Source organism: Cellulomonas sp. P4_A2 (assembly GCF_056402515.1).
Genome location: NZ_JBFUHG010000001.1, coordinates 366,606 through 382,916, shown reverse-complemented (window position 1 = coordinate 382,916; position 16,311 = coordinate 366,606). Strand labels below are relative to the sequence as shown.

The 16,311-nt window shown below is 69.4% G+C and carries 14 protein-coding genes; 8 read left to right on the top strand and 6 right to left on the bottom strand.

Annotated elements, in window-relative coordinates:
• Positions 1–100: 100 nt before the first annotated feature.
• The 5 genes from AC1DUE_RS01970 to dnaA form a co-directional block, all read right to left on the bottom strand.
• Positions 101–640, bottom strand: coding sequence for a DciA family protein (locus AC1DUE_RS01970; protein WP_477037696.1), 540 nt, complete (start codon positions 638–640; stop codon positions 101–103).
• The gene (recF, locus tag AC1DUE_RS01965) at positions 630–1,832 is read right to left on the bottom strand and encodes a DNA replication/repair protein RecF (RefSeq protein WP_477037695.1); all 1,203 of its coding nucleotides are present in this window, start codon (positions 1,830–1,832) and stop codon (positions 630–632) included. Before recF ends, AC1DUE_RS01970 begins: the two co-directional genes overlap by 11 nt.
• A gap of 10 nt (positions 1,833–1,842) precedes the next feature.
• A complete protein-coding gene (gene gnd, locus AC1DUE_RS01960; RefSeq protein ID WP_477037694.1) occupies positions 1,843–2,733 on the bottom strand; it encodes a phosphogluconate dehydrogenase (NAD(+)-dependent, decarboxylating) in 891 nt (296 codons plus the stop codon).
• 141 nt (positions 2,734–2,874) lie between these two features.
• Positions 2,875–4,005 carry a DNA polymerase III subunit beta gene (dnaN, locus tag AC1DUE_RS01955; RefSeq protein WP_477037693.1) on the bottom strand — a complete coding sequence of 377 codons (1,131 nt, stop codon included), beginning with the start codon at positions 4,003–4,005 and terminating at the stop codon, positions 2,875–2,877.
• 798 nt (positions 4,006–4,803) lie between these two features.
• On the bottom strand, positions 4,804–6,327 hold the full coding sequence (gene dnaA, locus AC1DUE_RS01950; RefSeq protein WP_477037692.1) for a chromosomal replication initiator protein DnaA: 1,524 nt from the start codon (positions 6,325–6,327) through the stop codon (positions 4,804–4,806).
• A gap of 504 nt (positions 6,328–6,831) precedes the next feature.
• Here dnaA and rpmH point away from each other — a divergent pair.
• The 8 genes from rpmH (at position 6,832) to AC1DUE_RS01910 (ending at position 15,224) form a co-directional block, all read left to right on the top strand.
• Entirely contained in the window at positions 6,832–6,969 is a 138-nt protein-coding gene (gene rpmH / locus AC1DUE_RS01945) for a 50S ribosomal protein L34 (protein ID WP_034620737.1), read from the top strand.
• Between the two features lie 11 nt (positions 6,970–6,980).
• Positions 6,981–7,346, top strand: a complete 366-nt coding sequence (gene rnpA / locus AC1DUE_RS01940; RefSeq protein ID WP_477037691.1) for a ribonuclease P protein component — start codon at positions 6,981–6,983, stop codon at positions 7,344–7,346.
• 7 nt (positions 7,347–7,353) lie between these two features.
• The gene (gene yidD / locus AC1DUE_RS01935; RefSeq protein WP_477037690.1) at positions 7,354–7,641 is read left to right on the top strand and encodes a membrane protein insertion efficiency factor YidD; all 288 of its coding nucleotides are present in this window, start codon (positions 7,354–7,356) and stop codon (positions 7,639–7,641) included.
• 24 nt (positions 7,642–7,665) lie between these two features.
• Entirely contained in the window at positions 7,666–8,715 is a 1,050-nt protein-coding gene (gene yidC / locus AC1DUE_RS01930) for a membrane protein insertase YidC (RefSeq protein ID WP_477037689.1), read from the top strand.
• A gap of 21 nt (positions 8,716–8,736) precedes the next feature.
• Positions 8,737–9,249, top strand: coding sequence for a Jag family protein (locus AC1DUE_RS01925; protein WP_477037688.1), 513 nt, complete (start codon positions 8,737–8,739; stop codon positions 9,247–9,249).
• 2,057 nt (positions 9,250–11,306) lie between these two features.
• Positions 11,307–11,984, top strand: coding sequence for a 16S rRNA (guanine(527)-N(7))-methyltransferase RsmG (gene rsmG, locus AC1DUE_RS01920; RefSeq protein ID WP_477037687.1), 678 nt, complete (start codon positions 11,307–11,309; stop codon positions 11,982–11,984).
• A gap of 895 nt (positions 11,985–12,879) precedes the next feature.
• Positions 12,880–13,974, top strand: coding sequence for a ParA family protein (locus tag AC1DUE_RS01915; protein WP_477037686.1), 1,095 nt, complete (start codon positions 12,880–12,882; stop codon positions 13,972–13,974).
• Positions 13,971–15,224, top strand: a complete 1,254-nt coding sequence (locus AC1DUE_RS01910) for a ParB/RepB/Spo0J family partition protein (protein ID WP_477037685.1) — start codon at positions 13,971–13,973, stop codon at positions 15,222–15,224. Before AC1DUE_RS01915 ends, AC1DUE_RS01910 begins: the two co-directional genes overlap by 4 nt.
• A 91-nt stretch (positions 15,225–15,315) precedes the next feature.
• Here the strand turns inward: AC1DUE_RS01910 and AC1DUE_RS01905 are convergent, their stop codons facing one another.
• On the bottom strand, positions 15,316–16,266 hold the full coding sequence (locus tag AC1DUE_RS01905; protein ID WP_477037684.1) for a D-alanine--D-alanine ligase family protein: 951 nt from the start codon (positions 16,264–16,266) through the stop codon (positions 15,316–15,318).
• Positions 16,267–16,311 lie beyond the last annotated feature (45 nt).

Below are 16,311 nucleotides of genomic sequence, written 5' to 3'. Positions count from 1 at the left end.
TTCCGGGCACACATGCGCCAGGAATGACCTTCACAGTCTACCTGGTGGACGGGCTCGGACCCTCTTTTACACACCCGTCCGGGAGCTCGGGATTCCCCCGTCAGCGGAACGTGTCGCGCTCGCCCCGGCCGGGTACCCGCTTCGGACCGGTCTTGAACCGCGGACCGCCCGGGTTGAGCACGGTGATCTCGATGACGACGCCGTCGCCGAGGTCGGTGGCGAAGCGGCCGAGCATCGACGGTGTCAGGAACCTCAGCTGCGTCGCCCACGACGTCGAGCTCGCCCGCACGGTGAGTGCGCCGCCGCTGAACGACACGTACTCGCAGTGCTCCGCGATCTCCGGTCCGACGAGGTCCGACCACGCGTGCTTGAGCACGCCGGCCACCTGGTCCGACGTCCCGCCCAGCTGGTCGAGCAGACCGCTGACGGTCGACCCGATGAGCTGCGGGTCGCGCGCTCCAGGGCCGGCCGACCCCGTGGTGTCGACCAGCGGTCGGCGGCGGGCCGGGTCGCCGGGCCGGTAGCCGCGCTGGGACGCCGCCTTCTTGGCGCGCGCCAGCGCGCCGGCCGCGACCTGGCGGGGAGGGGTGAGCTTGACCAGGTCCCGCAGTGGTCTTTCGGACGGACCCTCAGAGGACACGCGACACCTCGCCGCCCATGACGTCGACCCGCGCACCCGCGAGGAGCTCGGGGACGTCGCCCGGGACCGCCGCCGTGATCAGCACCTGCCGCGCCGGCGCGACCAGCTCGGCCAGCCGCTCGCGTCGCTTGGCGTCGAGCTCGGCGAACACGTCGTCGAGGACGAGCACCGGCTCGCCGTCCGGACCCCAGTCGCCCGCGTCGTCGTACCCGTTGGTGAGGAGCTCGTAGGACGCCAGCCGCAGCGCGAGCGCGAACGACCAGGACTCGCCGTGGCTCGCGTACCCCTTGGCCGGCAGGCCGCCGAGCGTCAGGACCAGGTCGTCGCGGTGCGGGCCGACCAGGCTCACGCCGCGCTCAATCTCTTTGGTGCGCAGGCGCCCGATGGCCTCGAGCAGCTGCGCCTCGACGAGGTCGACGCTCGCACCGTCGTCGCGGGCCTGGTCGTCCCCCTCCGCACCGAGTGCCGCATCCAGCGAGGCCTTGTAGGTGATGACCGCGTCGCCCTGACCGCTGCTGACCTGCGCATACGACTTCTCGACGTGCGGGGCCAGCGCCCGGACCAGGGCTCGGCGGGCGACGACGATCTGGGCGCCGGTCTGCGCGAGCTTGGCGTCCCAGACGTCGAGCGTCCGCAGGTCGGCGCCCGTGCGACTGCCGCGCATCGCGGCCCCGGCCGACTTCAGCAGCGCGGAACGCTGCCGCAGGACCCGGTCGTAGTCCGCCACGACGCCCGAGATCCGGGGGGTGAGCTGCACCAGCAGGTCGTCGAGGAACCTTCGCCGGCCGTCCGGGTCGCCCTTGACCAGCGACAGGTCCTCCGGTGCGAACAGGACGGTGCGCAGGATGCCGAGGATGTCGCGCGCCCTCGTCGGCGAACCGCCGTTGACCCGCGCCCGGTTGGCCTTGCCCGGCGTCACCTCGACCTCGACCAGCGTCGGCCGCGGGCTCCCCGCGTCCAGCTCGCGGATCACGCGCGCCCGGACCACCGCTCTCGTCGCCCCCGAGCGGACCAGCGCCGCGTCGGTCGGCACACGGTGGCTGCCCAGCGTCGCGATGTAGCCGAGCGCCTCGACCAGGTTGGTCTTGCCCTGCCCGTTGGGTCCGACGAGCGCGGTGATCCCGGGCTCGAGCGGGAGCTCGACCTGCGCGTACGAGCGGAAGTCGGTCAGGGAGAGGTGCGCGACGTACATGCGATCCCGGTCAGGAGCCCGCGGGCTTCACGGCATGCCCACCGAACTGCTGACGAAGTGCCGCGACGGCCTTCATCGCCGGCGACTCGCCCTGGCGGCTGGCGAAGCGCGCGAAGAGCGCCGCCGAGATGACCGGCGCCGGAACGGCCAGGTCGATCGCCTCGTCGACGGTCCACCGACCCTCGCCGGAGTCCTCGACCCAGTCGTCGATCGCGGCCAGGCCCGGGTCCTGCTCGAGTGCCTGGACCAGCAGGTCGAGCAGCCAGGAGCGCACGACCGTCCCGCGCTGCCAGGCCTTCATGGTGCCGTGGACGTCGGTGACCAGGTCCTTCGCGGCCAGCAGCTCGTACCCCTCGGCGTACGCCTGCATGAGCCCGTACTCGATGCCGTTGTGCACCATCTTCGAGAAGTGCCCGGCGCCCACCGTCCCGGCGTGCACGAAGCCCTCCTCGCGCGGACCCTCCGGACGCAGCGCGTCGAACACCGGCATGACCTTCGCGACGACGTCCTTGTCACCGCCGACCATGAGCCCGTAGCCGTTCGCCAGGCCCCAGACGCCGCCCGACACCCCGGCGTCGATGAAGCCGACCCCGGTGGTCGCCAGCAGCTCGGCGTGCGGCAGGTCGTCCTGGTAGTACGAGTTGCCACCGTCGATCAGGATGTCGCCGGCGGTCAGCAGACCCGCCAGCTCGGTGATGACCGCGTCCGTGATCTCGCCGGACGGCACCATGACCCAGACCACGCGCTCGCCGGCGGGCAGCGCGTCGACGAGGGCGGCCAACGACGGGACGTCCGTGACGTCGGGGTTGCGGTCGAATCCCGTGACGTCGATCCCCGCGGCGCGGATGCGCTGCCGCATGTTCGCGCCCATCTTGCCCAGACCCACCAGACCGATGTGCATCGTGCCTCTTTCGGTTCGCGGCGCGTCTGCTGCGGGCGCGCCTTCAGACCTCACCTTGCCGCAAACGACGACGGGGAGCCCGGCGGGCTTGCTTGGTGTTCTGCCTACGTGTGCTCGGTGCTCCTGGTGTCGCCGGTTCTGTCAGCTGGCGAAGCGGATGGGCACCAGCAGGTAGCGGTACTCCTGGTTGTCCTCGCCGTCGACGGTCTGCTGCCCGGTGAACTCCACGGGCTTGTTCGGGTGCGTGAACGACAGGCGCACGAACGGCGTGCTCAGCGCGCCGAGACCGTCCAGCAGGAACTGCGGGTTGAAGGCCACCGAGATGTCGTCGCCGACGAGGGTCGACTCGATCGCCTCCGAGGCCTGCGCGTCGTCACCCTGGCCGGCGTCGAGGACGACCTGGCCCTCGCTGAACGACAGGCGGATCGGGGTGTTGCGCTCGGCGACCAGGCTCACGCGCTTCGCGGCGTCGGCCAGGGCGTGCGTGCTGACCACGGCGTGGATCGGGGTCTCGTCCGGGAAGAGCCGGCGGACCGCGGGGTAGTCGCCGTCGACCAGCAGGCTCGTGGTCTGGCGACCCGCCGCCTCGAAGCCGATCATGTCGACGCCTGTGCCCGTGGCCAGCGCCACGGTCACGGATCCCGCGCTGCCCAGCGACTTCGCCGCGTCGAGCAGCGTGCGGGCCCGGACCAGCGCGACGGTCGAGATGTCCGGCGACGACGGCTTCCACGTGAGCTCGCGCAGCGCGAGCCGGTACCGGTCGGTGGCCAGGAGCGTGACCTTCTCGCCCTCGATCTCGACGCGCACACCGGTGAGCAGAGGCAGCGTGTCGTCGCGGCTGGCCGCGACCGACACCTGGGCGACCGCGTGCGTCAGCTCGTCGCCGTCGACCGTGCCCGTGGTGGGCGGCATCACCGGGAGGTTCGGGTAGTCCTCGACCGGCATGGTCAGGAGCGTGAACCGGCTCGCACCGCAGGTCACGATCACCTTGGTGCCCTCGAGCACCACGTCGACCGGCTTGTCCGGCAGCGCACGGGAGATCTCGGCGAGAAGTCGGCCGCTGACCAGGACGGAGCCCGGCTCGCTGACGTCCGCCGGGATCTGCGACCGGGCCGAGACCTCGTAGTCGAAGCTCGAGAGCTGCACGGTGCCCGTGGTGTCGGCCTCGAGACGCACCCCCGCCAGGACGGGGACGGGCGGCCGTGTGGGCAGGCTGCGTGCCGTCCACGTGACGGCGTCCGCAAGAACATCACGGTCGACCCGGAACCTCATACCTCAACCTCTCGTCGTGCGGGGGCGCTGCGGTGCCCTCGGTCGCGCTGCGGCCGGATCACAAGACTTGTGATCCTGCGCAGGGCTCAGGCATCAGGCGAACACTACGCGTTCGGTCCGACGCTCGGTACGGGGTACGACACGGATGTCGTTCGCTCGTCGGTGGTCGGTGGTGCGCTCGTCGTTCGTTCGACGGCGGGTGCTCGTCCGTGAGTCGCCCGGAACGTCTTGGCGGTGTGTGGATCCATCACATAGAGAGTTGTCGTCATCGTCATCGGGGCTGTGCATCGTGTGGACGACGCTCGTCGCCCCAGGTCAGGGCCGGAATCACATGTGCACCGCGGTTGTGCGTCGATTCGGACGTCCGGTGGACGACGGTCCGGAGCTGCGGACGGCCCGTTCCACGTCCACCGCCGAGGGTCCTGTAGTCCACACGTCTCGAGGCCTCGTCCACCGCTGTCCACAGGTAAGTACACAGGTGTGGAGATTCGTCCCATGGTTCTTTCAGGAACGGGATGAAGGTTGGCGGCACGAGGGTCGAATCGTTCTGTCGGTGGGAGCTGCCTCACGAACTTCACCCGGTATTGGGGTGGTTTCGCGCCCGAATTGACCGGATCTCCGGTGTTCGCGCAGGTCAGCGATTGGTTCGCCGCGTGAAGCGCTGGGGAGGGCCGAACAGGTGAATCCCGTCACAAGCATCCCCAGCTCCCTGTGGACGCCTGTGGATAACTGTGTTGAACGAGTCGGTCATTTGGGCCAAAACAGGCACGGAACATGGTCCGGCCCGTCGTCTTCCGGTCAGCCGCGGCTCTGCTGCTTGATCCGGTTGGTGAGCTCCGTGACCTGGTTGTAGATCGAGCGACGCTCCGCCATGAGCTCGCGGATCTTGCGGTTCGCGTGCATCACCGTGGTGTGGTCGCGGCCGCCGAACGCCTGGCCGATCTTCGGCAGGGACAGGTCCGTCAGCTCACGGCACAGGTACATGGCGATCTGCCGGGCGGTCACCAGCACGCGGGAGCGGCTCGAACCGCACAGGTCGTCGATGCTCAGGCCGAAGTACGCGGCGGTCTGGCCGATCACCTGGGTGGCGGTGATCTCCGTCGTCTGGTCGTCGGTGATCAGGTCCTTGAGGACGATCTCCGCGAGCGACAGGTCGACCTGCTGCCGGTTGAGGTTGGCGAACGCCGTGACGCGGATGAGGGCACCCTCGAGCTCGCGGATGTTGGTCGAGATCTTGGACGCGATGTACTCCAGGACGTCCGGCGGCGCCTGGAGTCGTTCACTGCCGGCCTTCTTGCGAAGGATCGCGATGCGGGTCTCGAGGTCCGGCGGCTGGACGTCGGTGATCAGCCCCCACTCGAAACGGGACCGCATGCGGTCCTCGAAGCCGTTCAGCTGCTTGGGGGGCAGATCGGACGTGATCACGACCTGCTTGTTCGCGTTGTGCAGGGTGTTGAACGTGTGGAAGAACTCCTCCATCGTCTGTTCCTTGCCCTGCAGGAACTGGATGTCGTCGATGAGGAGCACGTCGACCTCGCGGTAGCGGCGCTGGAACGCGCCGGCCTTGCCCTCGGAGATCGAGTTGATGAAGTCGTTGGTGAACTCCTCGGAGTTCACGTACCGCACGCGCACGCTGGGGTAGAGGTTCTGCGCGTAGTGGCCGATCGCGTGCAGCAGGTGCGTCTTGCCCAGACCCGAGTCGCCGTAGATGAACAGCGGGTTGTAGGCCTTGGCCGGTGCCTCGGCGACCGCGACCGCCGCGGCGTGGGCGAACCGGTTGGAGCTGCCGATGACGAAGGTCTCGAACAGATACTTCGGGTTCAGGCGCGCAGGCTCCGCGGGCTGCTTGCGGTTCGGCTGGCGGTCGTCGAACTGTCGCTCGTTGCGCTGGGGCTCACGCCGAGGCGGCGCGTCGGCGTCGTTCTGCACCAGCGACAGGTCGGCGCGCGAGTCGCGCCGCTGGTCGTCGGGCTCGTACTCGCTGCGCTGCTCGGTGCGCTGCTCGTCGTAACGCTGCTCGCTGCTCACCACGCGCAGGGCCGGCGGCGCGTCCTCGGCCAGCTCGGGATCGACGGTGATGGCGAACCGGGCCTCCCGGTCGAGCGCGGTGCTGAGGGCGTCGGTGACCTCACCGCGGACCCGCGACTCGAGGTAGTCCTTGGTCAGGTCGTTGCCGACGGCGAGCAGGAGCGTGCCGTCGAGCAGGCCGAGCGGCCGGGCGAGACGGACGAACGCGATCTGTCGCGGCGTGATGTCGGGGCTCTGCTCGAGGGTCGACACGACGTGGCCCCATACCCGTGCGAGCTCTTCGTCCTGTGACACGTGCTACCTCGGCTGTTCGTTCGCGTGGGTGGTCGAGTCTCGCACGGCCGTGCGTTGTCCACACAGTTGTCCACACCTGTGAGCGGCTGATCACGTCGGCTCCGACCGCCGTCTCCGGCGATGAGGACGGGGATCGTCCGACGTCGTGCGCGTCGTTGCTGGCACCCGTCCCCAACCGCGGATCGTGCGCGTGGTCCACAGGCCGCTGCCCCTGGCGACGAGGTACGAGCGTAGTGGCCGGGTCGGGGGCGCGGCAGGTCTCGACCGGGTGACGTCCGGTTCGTCCTGATCCCTCGATCGTGGGACGCTCTTCTTGCGACTCGCGCGCATTTGACCCGCGCTGACGGGGGGAAGTACGGTATTGCAGCCTTATCGATGGCCTCCTGCTGGCGCGCCCAGACGCCGCATGCGTGAACTCGCGTGTTCGTGGAGCAGTCGGTCTCGGCAGCCCGAACCTGGTCGCGCGGTACATGCGAGGCCCACCCGATGTAGTTGGAGACTCTCGTGACCAAGCGCACCTTCCAGCCGAACAACCGGCGTCGCGCCAAGACCCATGGCTTCCGTCTGCGCATGCGCACCCGTGCCGGCCGCGCGATCCTCGCGGGCCGTCGCCGCAAGGGCCGCGCGGAGCTCTCGGCCTGACATCAGCGTCGGTGCTGCCCGCTGCGCACCGGATGCGCCGGGCTGCCGACTTCGAGCAGGCGGTGCGCCGAGGCGCGCGCGGCGGACGGGACACCCTCGTGGTGCATCTGACGACCATGACCGATCACACCCCCTCGGGGCCCGTGGTCGGTCTTGTCGTGTCCAAGGCCGTCGGTACGGCGGTGACACGCAACCTCGTCAAGCGGCGCCTGCGGGAGCTCGTCCGTGCACGTCTGTCGGTGCTGCCGGCGGAGGCCGGCATCGTGGTCCGGGCACTCCCCCCGGCCGCGACCAGCACCTACGCGCAGCTCGGGTCGGATCTCGACGCGGCGCTGGCGACGGCCGTCCGACGTGCGGATCGGCGATCTCGTGCGTAGTCATCCCATGACTGTGGTGCACGCGATCGCTCGGATCCCCGCCAGGCTGCTTCTGCTCGCGGTCCGTGGGTACCAGCTGTTCATCTCACCGATGACGCCGCCGACCTGCCGGTTCTATCCCTCGTGCTCGCAGTACGCGGTCATCGCACTGCAGCGGCACGGCGCCATCCGCGGCACGTACCTCGCGGTCTGGCGGGTGCTGCGGTGCAACCCCTGGAACCCGGGCGGGGTGGACGACGTTCCTCCTGCGCACCATTCACACCGTCATCTCGACGCGGCATCGTCCGCGCACTGATTCACGACTGAGGAGTTCTTCCGCATGGATTGGTTCGACGGTCTGCTCCACCCGATCATGGTGGTCGTCAGCTTCATCATGGTGCAGTTCCATGCGCTGTTCTCGGCCATCGGCCTCGACCCCGACGGCGGCGCCGCCTGGACGCTGTCGATCGTCGGGCTCGTGATCGTGATCCGGATCGCGCTGATCCCGCTGTTCTTCCGCCAGATCAAGGCCTCGCGCGGCATGCAGCTGCTCGCTCCCGAGATGCAGGCGATCCAGAAGAAGTACAAGGGCAAGTCCGACCCCGCGTCCCGCGAGGCGATGAGCCGCGAGACCATGGAGCTCTACCGCAAGCACGGAACGAACCCGTTCGCGTCGTGCCTGCCGATCCTGCTCCAGTCCCCCATCTTCTTCGCGCTGTTCCGCGTCCTGAACTCGTTGCCGCAGGTGGCCGACGGAACGATGGATCCCATCGGGCCGATGTCGCAGTCGCTGGCCGAGTCTGCCGAGAGCGCCACGATCTTCGGGGCGCCGCTGTCCGGCACCTTCATGAAGGCCGACGGCAACATCCACATCCAGATCGTCTCGGTCGTCCTGATCATCTGCATGTCTGCGACGACCTTCCTCACGCAGCGCCAGCTGACCATGAAGAACATGCCGCCGGCGGCCCTGCAGGGTCCGATGGCCCAGCAGCAGAAGATCCTCCTGTACGTCCTCCCGCTGATCTTCGCGTTCTCCGGCGTCAACTTCCCGATCGGTGTCCTCATCTACTGGACCACGACGAACCTCTGGTCGATGGGCCAGCAGTTCTACACGATCCGCCGGATGCCGGCGCCCGGGTCGCAGGCCGAGCTCGCCATGAAGGAGCGCAAGGCGAAGAAGGCCGCTGCGAAGGGTGTCATCGAGGACGCGCCGACGCCGCAGATCGAGGAGAAGCCGCGCACCGGTCAGCGCCAGCAGCCGAAGCGCAAGGACCGTGCCAAGCCCGTTTCCAAGCCTGGCGACGACGCCCCGAAGAAGGCCGGGATCGAAGAGGATCCCGGCCCTTCCGACGCAGTGCCCTCCAAGCCGCCCACCAAGCCCAAGAAGTAGACGTTGATCGGAGTGCCCTTCATGACCTCAACCGAGCCTGAAGCCCCCGTCGAGACCGCGAGCACGAAGCGCCTCGAAGAAGAGGGCGAGATCGCTGCCGACTACCTCGAGGAGCTCCTCGACATCGCGGACCTCGACGGTGACATCGACATCGACGTCGACCACGGTCGAGCCGCTGTCGAGATCGTCTCCGAGGACCCGGCGGACCGTTCCCTGCGTCGCCTCGCCGGCCCGGACGGCGAGGTGCTCGACGCCCTGCAGGAGCTGACGCGCCTGGCCGTTCAGGCGAAGACCGGTGAGCGCAGCCGTCTGATGCTCGACGTCGCCGGCTACCGGTCCGCTCGCCGGGCCGAGCTCGTCACCGTCGCCACCGAGGCCATCGAGCGCGTCAAGGAGTCCGGTGCCTCGGTTGCACTGAGCGCGATGAACCCTTTCGAGCGCAAGGTCGTCCACGACGCCGTTGCCTCGGCCGGTCTGTCGAGCGATTCCGAGGGTGTCGAGCCCGAGCGTCACGTGGTGATCCGTCCCGCGTGATCGTGAGTTGTGGCGCCCTCTGACGCGCTGCAAGAAGGGCGAGCCTGACGGCTCGCCCTTCTTGTGTTTCACGTGAAACAACTCCACCCCGTAGGGACGGCGATCCCCGGGGGCATCGGTGTCGCGGTGTATGCGCGGCTAGTTGACGACGGACACGCTCGTTGTTTCACGTGAAACGGGGCGATGTGTGCCGGCGTTGCGTGCTCAAGCGGTTGCCGAGGATGCTCCCTGTTTCACGTGGAACAGGGAGTGGTGTGTGTGGACGGATGTATGAGCGCTCACGCGGGCATCACCGGTCGTCACCTGGGTCGCGGAGCCGACCCAGCCGCCGCACACGCTCCAGCCGACCCGTGTGGTGTTCGACGTCACGCGCTTCCGATGACGCCTCCGCCGTTTCACGTGAAACACCCGTCCGCCGCGTGGAGCTCCGTCGATCTCGGTCACCGCGGCCGGGCGCATGCGTGTCCCCGTCTTGTGCCAGGCGAACTATCCAGAAGGCGGGACGTCGGCAGTCAGCACGCTCAAGCATGACCGCGCACTGCGTTGCCACGGCATCGGACGCATAGAGACGTCGCGCGAGGCGGCGCTCGGCCCGCTCCCTTCCTGAGCTTGAGCGCGAGACACGAGCCTCCAACCGGCGGGCCACACCGACCGCGGCGTGCGGGCCCCGGTCCTGTTTCACGTGAAACAGGCGGGCGCGATCAAGCCAGCAAGCTCATTCGAACCACGATCGCGGCGACGAACCGAGTTCAGTCTCTGCGACAGTCCACGACAGACGCATGGATCAAGCACGGTCACACCCCACCCACCGACGACGCCCAGGCCAGCTTCCGCCCAACCTCGACCTACGGCCGCGCGCCCACCCACTGGGCGGACGTGGAGAAAGAACTCTCCAACTCGGCTAGCGCCATCACGTCGCAACGGTCTCGCCCTACGGTCGCCGGGTGCAGGGGCTACAGGCACGACGCGTCCTCGACGCACAGCCGTCCACGCTCTGCGTCGATCTCGGCCAAGCACCCGGTCCCGCACAATGGGCCGGCGAGCCCCGCGCTAGTCGCCGGGACACAACCTCGGGGATCAACGTGCTGCTCGGTGCGACGTCGCCGTCCTGTTTCACGTGAAGCAGGAAGGAGCCGTACGTCGACTACATCTCTGGGTTGGTCACGTTACGCTCGCGGCAGGTGAGGACCGGCGGACCGTTTCACGTGAAACATCGACAAGGCTCCGATCCCGCTAAGAACTTTCACGACGGCCGGCGTCGTCGCGGTCTCTCAACAGCGAGGACTTGGCAGCAACCCGACGTGGCTAATGCGTTGTCACGCTTGAACGTGCTGACTGCCGACGGGATCGACGTGCTGACTGCCGACGGGATCTAGGTCCTGCTCGGCGCGACGTCCCTGGGTCCGCATTCCCTTGTTTCACGTGAAACAAGGAAAGACACGTTCGGCGACTACAGCTCGGGGCTGGTCGGGCCGCGCTCCCGGCAGGAGGACGCAAGCGCGCCGTTTCCCGTGAACGGCGCCAGAGACCGGGGCCCGCGTGTCATCCGACGTAGCGCATGGACGGGATCGGAAGCGTCGGCTCCTGAGGAAGGGCACTCCGACGAAGGTCTACCCGCGGCGAATTCGGACGCTCGGCGGTGTGGCGGATGCGCAGAGGAGTCGGACGGGCTCGCGTCTGGTGAGTCGCCGGCTCAGGCTCCGCGTCATGGCGCTCCACAGCCACGGTGGGCCGACCACGCGCATGTCTGCTCTCGCGCACAGGCGGTGCCACCGGTCACCAGCCCGGTCCCTCCTGCATCGGCCCGCCTGGGCCTTCATCGCTGGGGCCGGGTTGGCGAACGCCCACAATCCTGCCGGAGCCTCGTGGCTACGCCGGTTGTGTCGGCGTCCCACGTCGTGAACCGGTGAGTGTGGATGGCGGGTGGGGAGGGCTGCGCACGGTACCGTAGGCGTCGCGATCGACCGCCTTGGTGGGAGGTCCGGCGCACCCGCTGATAGTTCGGGATCGAACGGTGGCCACTGGTTCGTTTCACGTGAAACCGAGGAGATCTGACAGTGACGGAAGCTCGGTCGACGGTCGTCGACGGAGCCGACCCTCTGCAGGGTGACCCTCGAGTAGCGACGTTCTTCGGCGCCTCGTGGCCCGCGGTCCTCGGATTCCACGACCTGCTCGTGAGCGAGGGTGAGCTCCGGGGTCTGGTCGGCCCGCGAGAGCTGCCGCGGCTGTGGGAGCGGCACCTGCTGAACTCGGCCGCTGTCGTCCCGTTCCTTCCCAAGACCGGTCGGATCGTCGACCTGGGGAGCGGGGCCGGTCTGCCTGGGATCGTCGTTGCGGCGATGATCCCTGGGGCTGAGGTCGTGCTCCTCGAGCCGATGGAGCGACGCACCGACTGGCTGTCCGAGGTCGCCACCACGCTCAAGCTCGACAACGTCGTCGTGCGTCGCGGCCGCGCGCAGGACGTGCACGGGGACCTCGTCGCGGACGCGGTGACGGTCCGTGCGGTCGCAGCGCTCGACAAGCTCTACCGCTGGGCTCTGCCCCTGCTCAGAGCAGGCGGGACGCTCGTCGCCCTGAAGGGCAGCAAGGCCGAGACCGAGGTCGAGGAGGCCCGCCATGTCGGGCGAAAGCTCGGCGCAGGCCCGGCCGTCGTCCTGGACGCACCGACGATCGAGGGAGTCGACGTGACGCGGGTTGTGCGAGTAGTACGGGAGGCTGTGCCTGGTGTTCGGTAGGAAGAAGGGCCGGTCGGACGAGTCCGAGTCGACTCCGGCCAAGCACGTCGAGGCGAACGAGCAGGCTCCCGCGTCGTTCGACGGTGGACCTGCGTCAGTTGTTCCGCCCAGCGCCGCGTATCCGAACGCCCCGGGGGATGCCGGATCCGACGTGACCATCGCGGCCGTGACCCGGATGAGTGTGGCGGACGCGGTGTATGACACGCCCGCGGTCACGACTACCGGCGCTACAAGCACGCCGGTCGTCGCGACCACTCGAGCGAACGGCGCCCCGGCCGTCGCGAGCTCGGGAGTGAACGGTGGCCGGGACGTCGTGAGCGCCGAAGGGAGCGGCATGCCGGTCGCCGCGAGCAGCGGAGTGAGCAGCATCTATCCCGCTGCCGTATCGAGTCCGACCGCCTCGTCGACGGCGGGCGGCGCATGGGCGAGCCAGGTTCGCTCGCTGACCGTCGAGCGGGACGGGGTCGCGCAAGCTCCTCACGGGGAAGCGGCCGCCGTCGCCGATCGGCCGGCTCCTGTTTCACGTGAAACAACGACGACCGATTCCCAGAGCATCGAGCCGCAGCCGTCGGACGTAGCGTCGGTTACGGCATCCACGGTAGGTGCTCCAGCAACAGCAGGACGGCCTGACGCGGAACACGGTGCGGCGGAGACCACGGACGCTGCCTCGATCAACGAGGCAGAAGCTGGCACGAGCGAATCATGGGATGACGCGATCACCACGGGTCGTAGCGCTGCAGGGGCTGCGGCGGCGCGCGGTAGTGAGAACAGCACGGTGTCCGGGGGCGCGGCGCCCGTGAGCAGCAGCGAAGGGCACGTTCTCGAAGCTCCCGCCTCGAGGTTCGACAGTGGGTCGGAGAACCCGACGACCAGCAACAGCATGGCGGAGGCATCGGTGACCGAGATCGACCCGGACGAGCGACGGCGCGCCGCGCTGGTCGAGAGCCTGCCGGAGGCCTCGGACGACACCCCGCTCATGGCCCAGCTGCAGCAGGACGCGCGCCGCCGCATCGAGCTGCGGGGGCGTCGGTTCCCACGTCCGCCGACGACCCGGGTGGTCACGGTGGCGAACCAGAAGGGCGGCGTCGGCAAGACGACGACGACCGTGAACCTCGCGGCCGCTCTCGCGCAGTCCGGACTCAACGTGCTGGTCCTGGACAACGACCCCCAGGGCAACGCATCGACGGCCATCGGGATCGAGCACCGCTCGGGAACGCCGTCGATCTATGAGGTGCTGGTGGACGGCGCACCGATGTCGGAGGCGGTGCAGGAGAGCCCCGACGTCCCCAACCTGTTCTGCCTGCCGGCGACGATCGACCTGTCAGGCGCCGAGATCGAGCTCGTCTCGATGGTGGCGCGTGAGACCCGGCTCCGGAACGCGCTCGACACGTACCTGACGTGGCGGATCGACAACGGGCTGGAGCCCATCGACTACGTGTTCGTCGACTGCCCGCCGAGCCTGGGTCTGCTGACGGTCAACGCCTTCGTCGTCGCCCGCGAGGTGCTCATCCCGATCCAGTGCGAGTACTACGCGCTGGAAGGCCTCAGCCAGCTGCTCAAGACGATCGAGCTGATCCAGGCGCACCTGAACCCGAACCTCCACGTGTCGACGATCCTGCTGACCATGTACGACGCCCGCACGAACCTGGCGCAGCAGGTGGCGAACGAGGTGCGGACGCACTTCCCGGAGATCACGCTCCGCACCACGGTCCCGCGCTCCGTCCGGATCTCCGAGGCGCCGAGCTACGGGCAGACCGTGATGACCTACGACCCGGGTTCCACCGGTGCGCTGGCGTACCTCGAGGCCGCCCGCGAGGTCGCGGAGCGAGGTGCGGCCACCGGAAGCAGCGCCGACGAGACCGCTCGGGACGGCGCCACGCGCGCCGCAGACGCGCGCATCCCGGAGAACGACCCGCAACGCGAGCAGGCTGGACCTGCCGACCAGAACATCGATGAGCCGGCGATGGCCGTGCAGCAGGAGGAACAGTGAGCGAGAAGCGACGCGGTCTGGGCCGGGGCCTCGGGGCCCTCATCCCGACCGGCCTGGACGGCCAGCGTCCGACGGGTGCCGAGCGCCCGGTCGACGTGTTCTTCCCGGACCCGAAGCGCGAGGCGGCGGCAGCCGAGGCGGCCGAGCAGGCAGCAACAGAAGCCGCCGCGCAAGCAGCCTCCGACGAGAGCGCCGCGACCGACCTCGAGGGCACGCCGTCGGTCGACGCCGAGCTGGGGGAGATCGCTGTCTCCGCGCCGAGGACGGCCGTCCTGGCCACCGCTGCCGAGGCAGCCGACGGCCGCGGCTCGGTGGCGACGGCGACCTTGACCGAGGAGCGACCGTTCACCGACGGCACGCCCGTGCAGGAGTGGGACCTCCCGCAGGAGCCGGGCCGGCCCGCCGAGGACGACGGCACGGGCCTGGTTCCGGTGCCCGGTGCCCGGTTCGCTGAGCTTCCGGTCCTGTCGATCCGGCCCAACCCGCGTCAGCCGCGCACGGTGTTCGACGAGGACGCGCTCGAGGAGCTCGTCGGCTCGATCCGGGAGATCGGCGTCCTGCAGCCCATCGTCGTGCGCGACGTGGGCGACGGCTACGAGCTGATCATGGGCGAGCGGCGCTGGCGGGCGACGCAGCTCGCCGGCTTGGCGACCGTGCCGGCGATCATCCGGGACACCGACGACGCGGACCTGCTGCGCGACGCCCTCCTGGAGAACCTCCACCGCTCGCAGCTCAACCCGCTGGAGGAGGCTGCCGCGTACCAGCAGCTGCTCGACGACTTCGGATGCACGCACGAAGAGCTGGCGACGCGCATCTCGCGCTCCCGTCCGCAGATCTCGAACACGCTGCGCCTGCTCAAGCTGCCGCCGCTGGTGCAGCGCAGGGTCGCCGCAGGTGTCCTGTCGGCCGGCCACGCTCGTGCCCTGCTCGGCCTCCCGGACGCGGCTGCCCAGGAGCGTCTGGCTCAGCGGATCGTGGCGGAGGGCCTGTCCGTCCGGGCGGTCGAGGAGATCGTGTCCCTCGGGGGAGACGCGGAGCCGACCGCGAGGCGTGCGGCGCCGGTCGCCGGTCAGCGCAACGAGGCCCTCGACCACCTGGCGGCGCGTCTGTCCGACCGGTTCGAGACGCGCGTGAAGGTCAGCCTGGGCAAGTCCCGGGGTCGCCTGACCGTGGAGTTCGCTTCGGTCCAGGACCTGAACCGCATCCTTGCCAGCCTTGCACCCGAGGACCCGGGCCTGCTCAAGGGCTGAGGAACCACAGACATGAGCCCGTCACCGGGAGGTGGCGGGCTCATGTACTTTCTTGCAGGATTCTTCGGTACAAGTCGACCACATCAGCAGGTCAGAGGGCTAGGGCGGCATCCACCATCGACCGGTAGAGCGCGCCCAGCGAGAGCCCGGCGGCCTCGGCGGCCTGCGGGAGCAGCGAGGTCTCGGTCATCCCGGGCGCCACGTTGACCTCGAGGAACCAGACCGTGCCGGCGTCGTCGACGATCAGGTCCGTCCGGGAGAGCCCCGACAGTCCGAGGGCGTTGTGCGCCGCCAGCGCGGTGCCGATGACCGCGCGCGAGACCTCGTCGGAGAGCCGCGCCGGGGCGAAGTACTCGGTGCGGCCCGGGTTGTAGCGGGCGTCGTAGTCGTAGGGGCCGTCGGTGACGATCTCGACGGGCGGCAGCGCGAACGGCCCGTTGCCGAGGTCGACGACGCTGACCGCGACCTCCGTGCCGATCACGGCGGACTCGACGAGCGCGGTGTCGCTGTACGCGAAGCAGTCGACCATCGCCTGCGGCAGGTCCTCGGCGCTGGTGACGAGCGTGACCCCGAGCGCCGAGCCGCCGCGCGACGGCTTGACCACGAGGGGGAGTCCGAGCCGGGCGACCATGACCTCGAGCACCTGCCGCGCGCCCAGCTCACGGAACAGCGTCTGCGGCAGCGTCACGAAGTCGGGCGTGGACAGCCCGGCTCGCGCGGCGACGGTCTTGGCTATCGGCTTGCTCCAGGCGACGCGGCTCTCGCGCGGTCCAGCCCCGAGCAGGCGAAGCCCGAGCATCTGCACGACGTCGCGAACGGAGCCGTCCTCACCGCTCGTCCCGTGCAGGAGCGGCCAGACGAGGTCGGGCTGCAGCTGCGTCAGCGCGGGCACCAGGTCGGAGTCGACGTCGTGCACGCTGACGTCCACGCCGACGGAACGCAGGGCGTCGGCGACCCGTCGGCCGGACCGCAGCGAGACGTCGCGCTCGTGGGAGAGGCCCCCGGCGAGCACGACGACCCGGGGCGACGAGGTGGTGGTCACGTGAGGGGCTCCAGGGGCAGGACGTCGAGGGCGAGGTGGCTGATC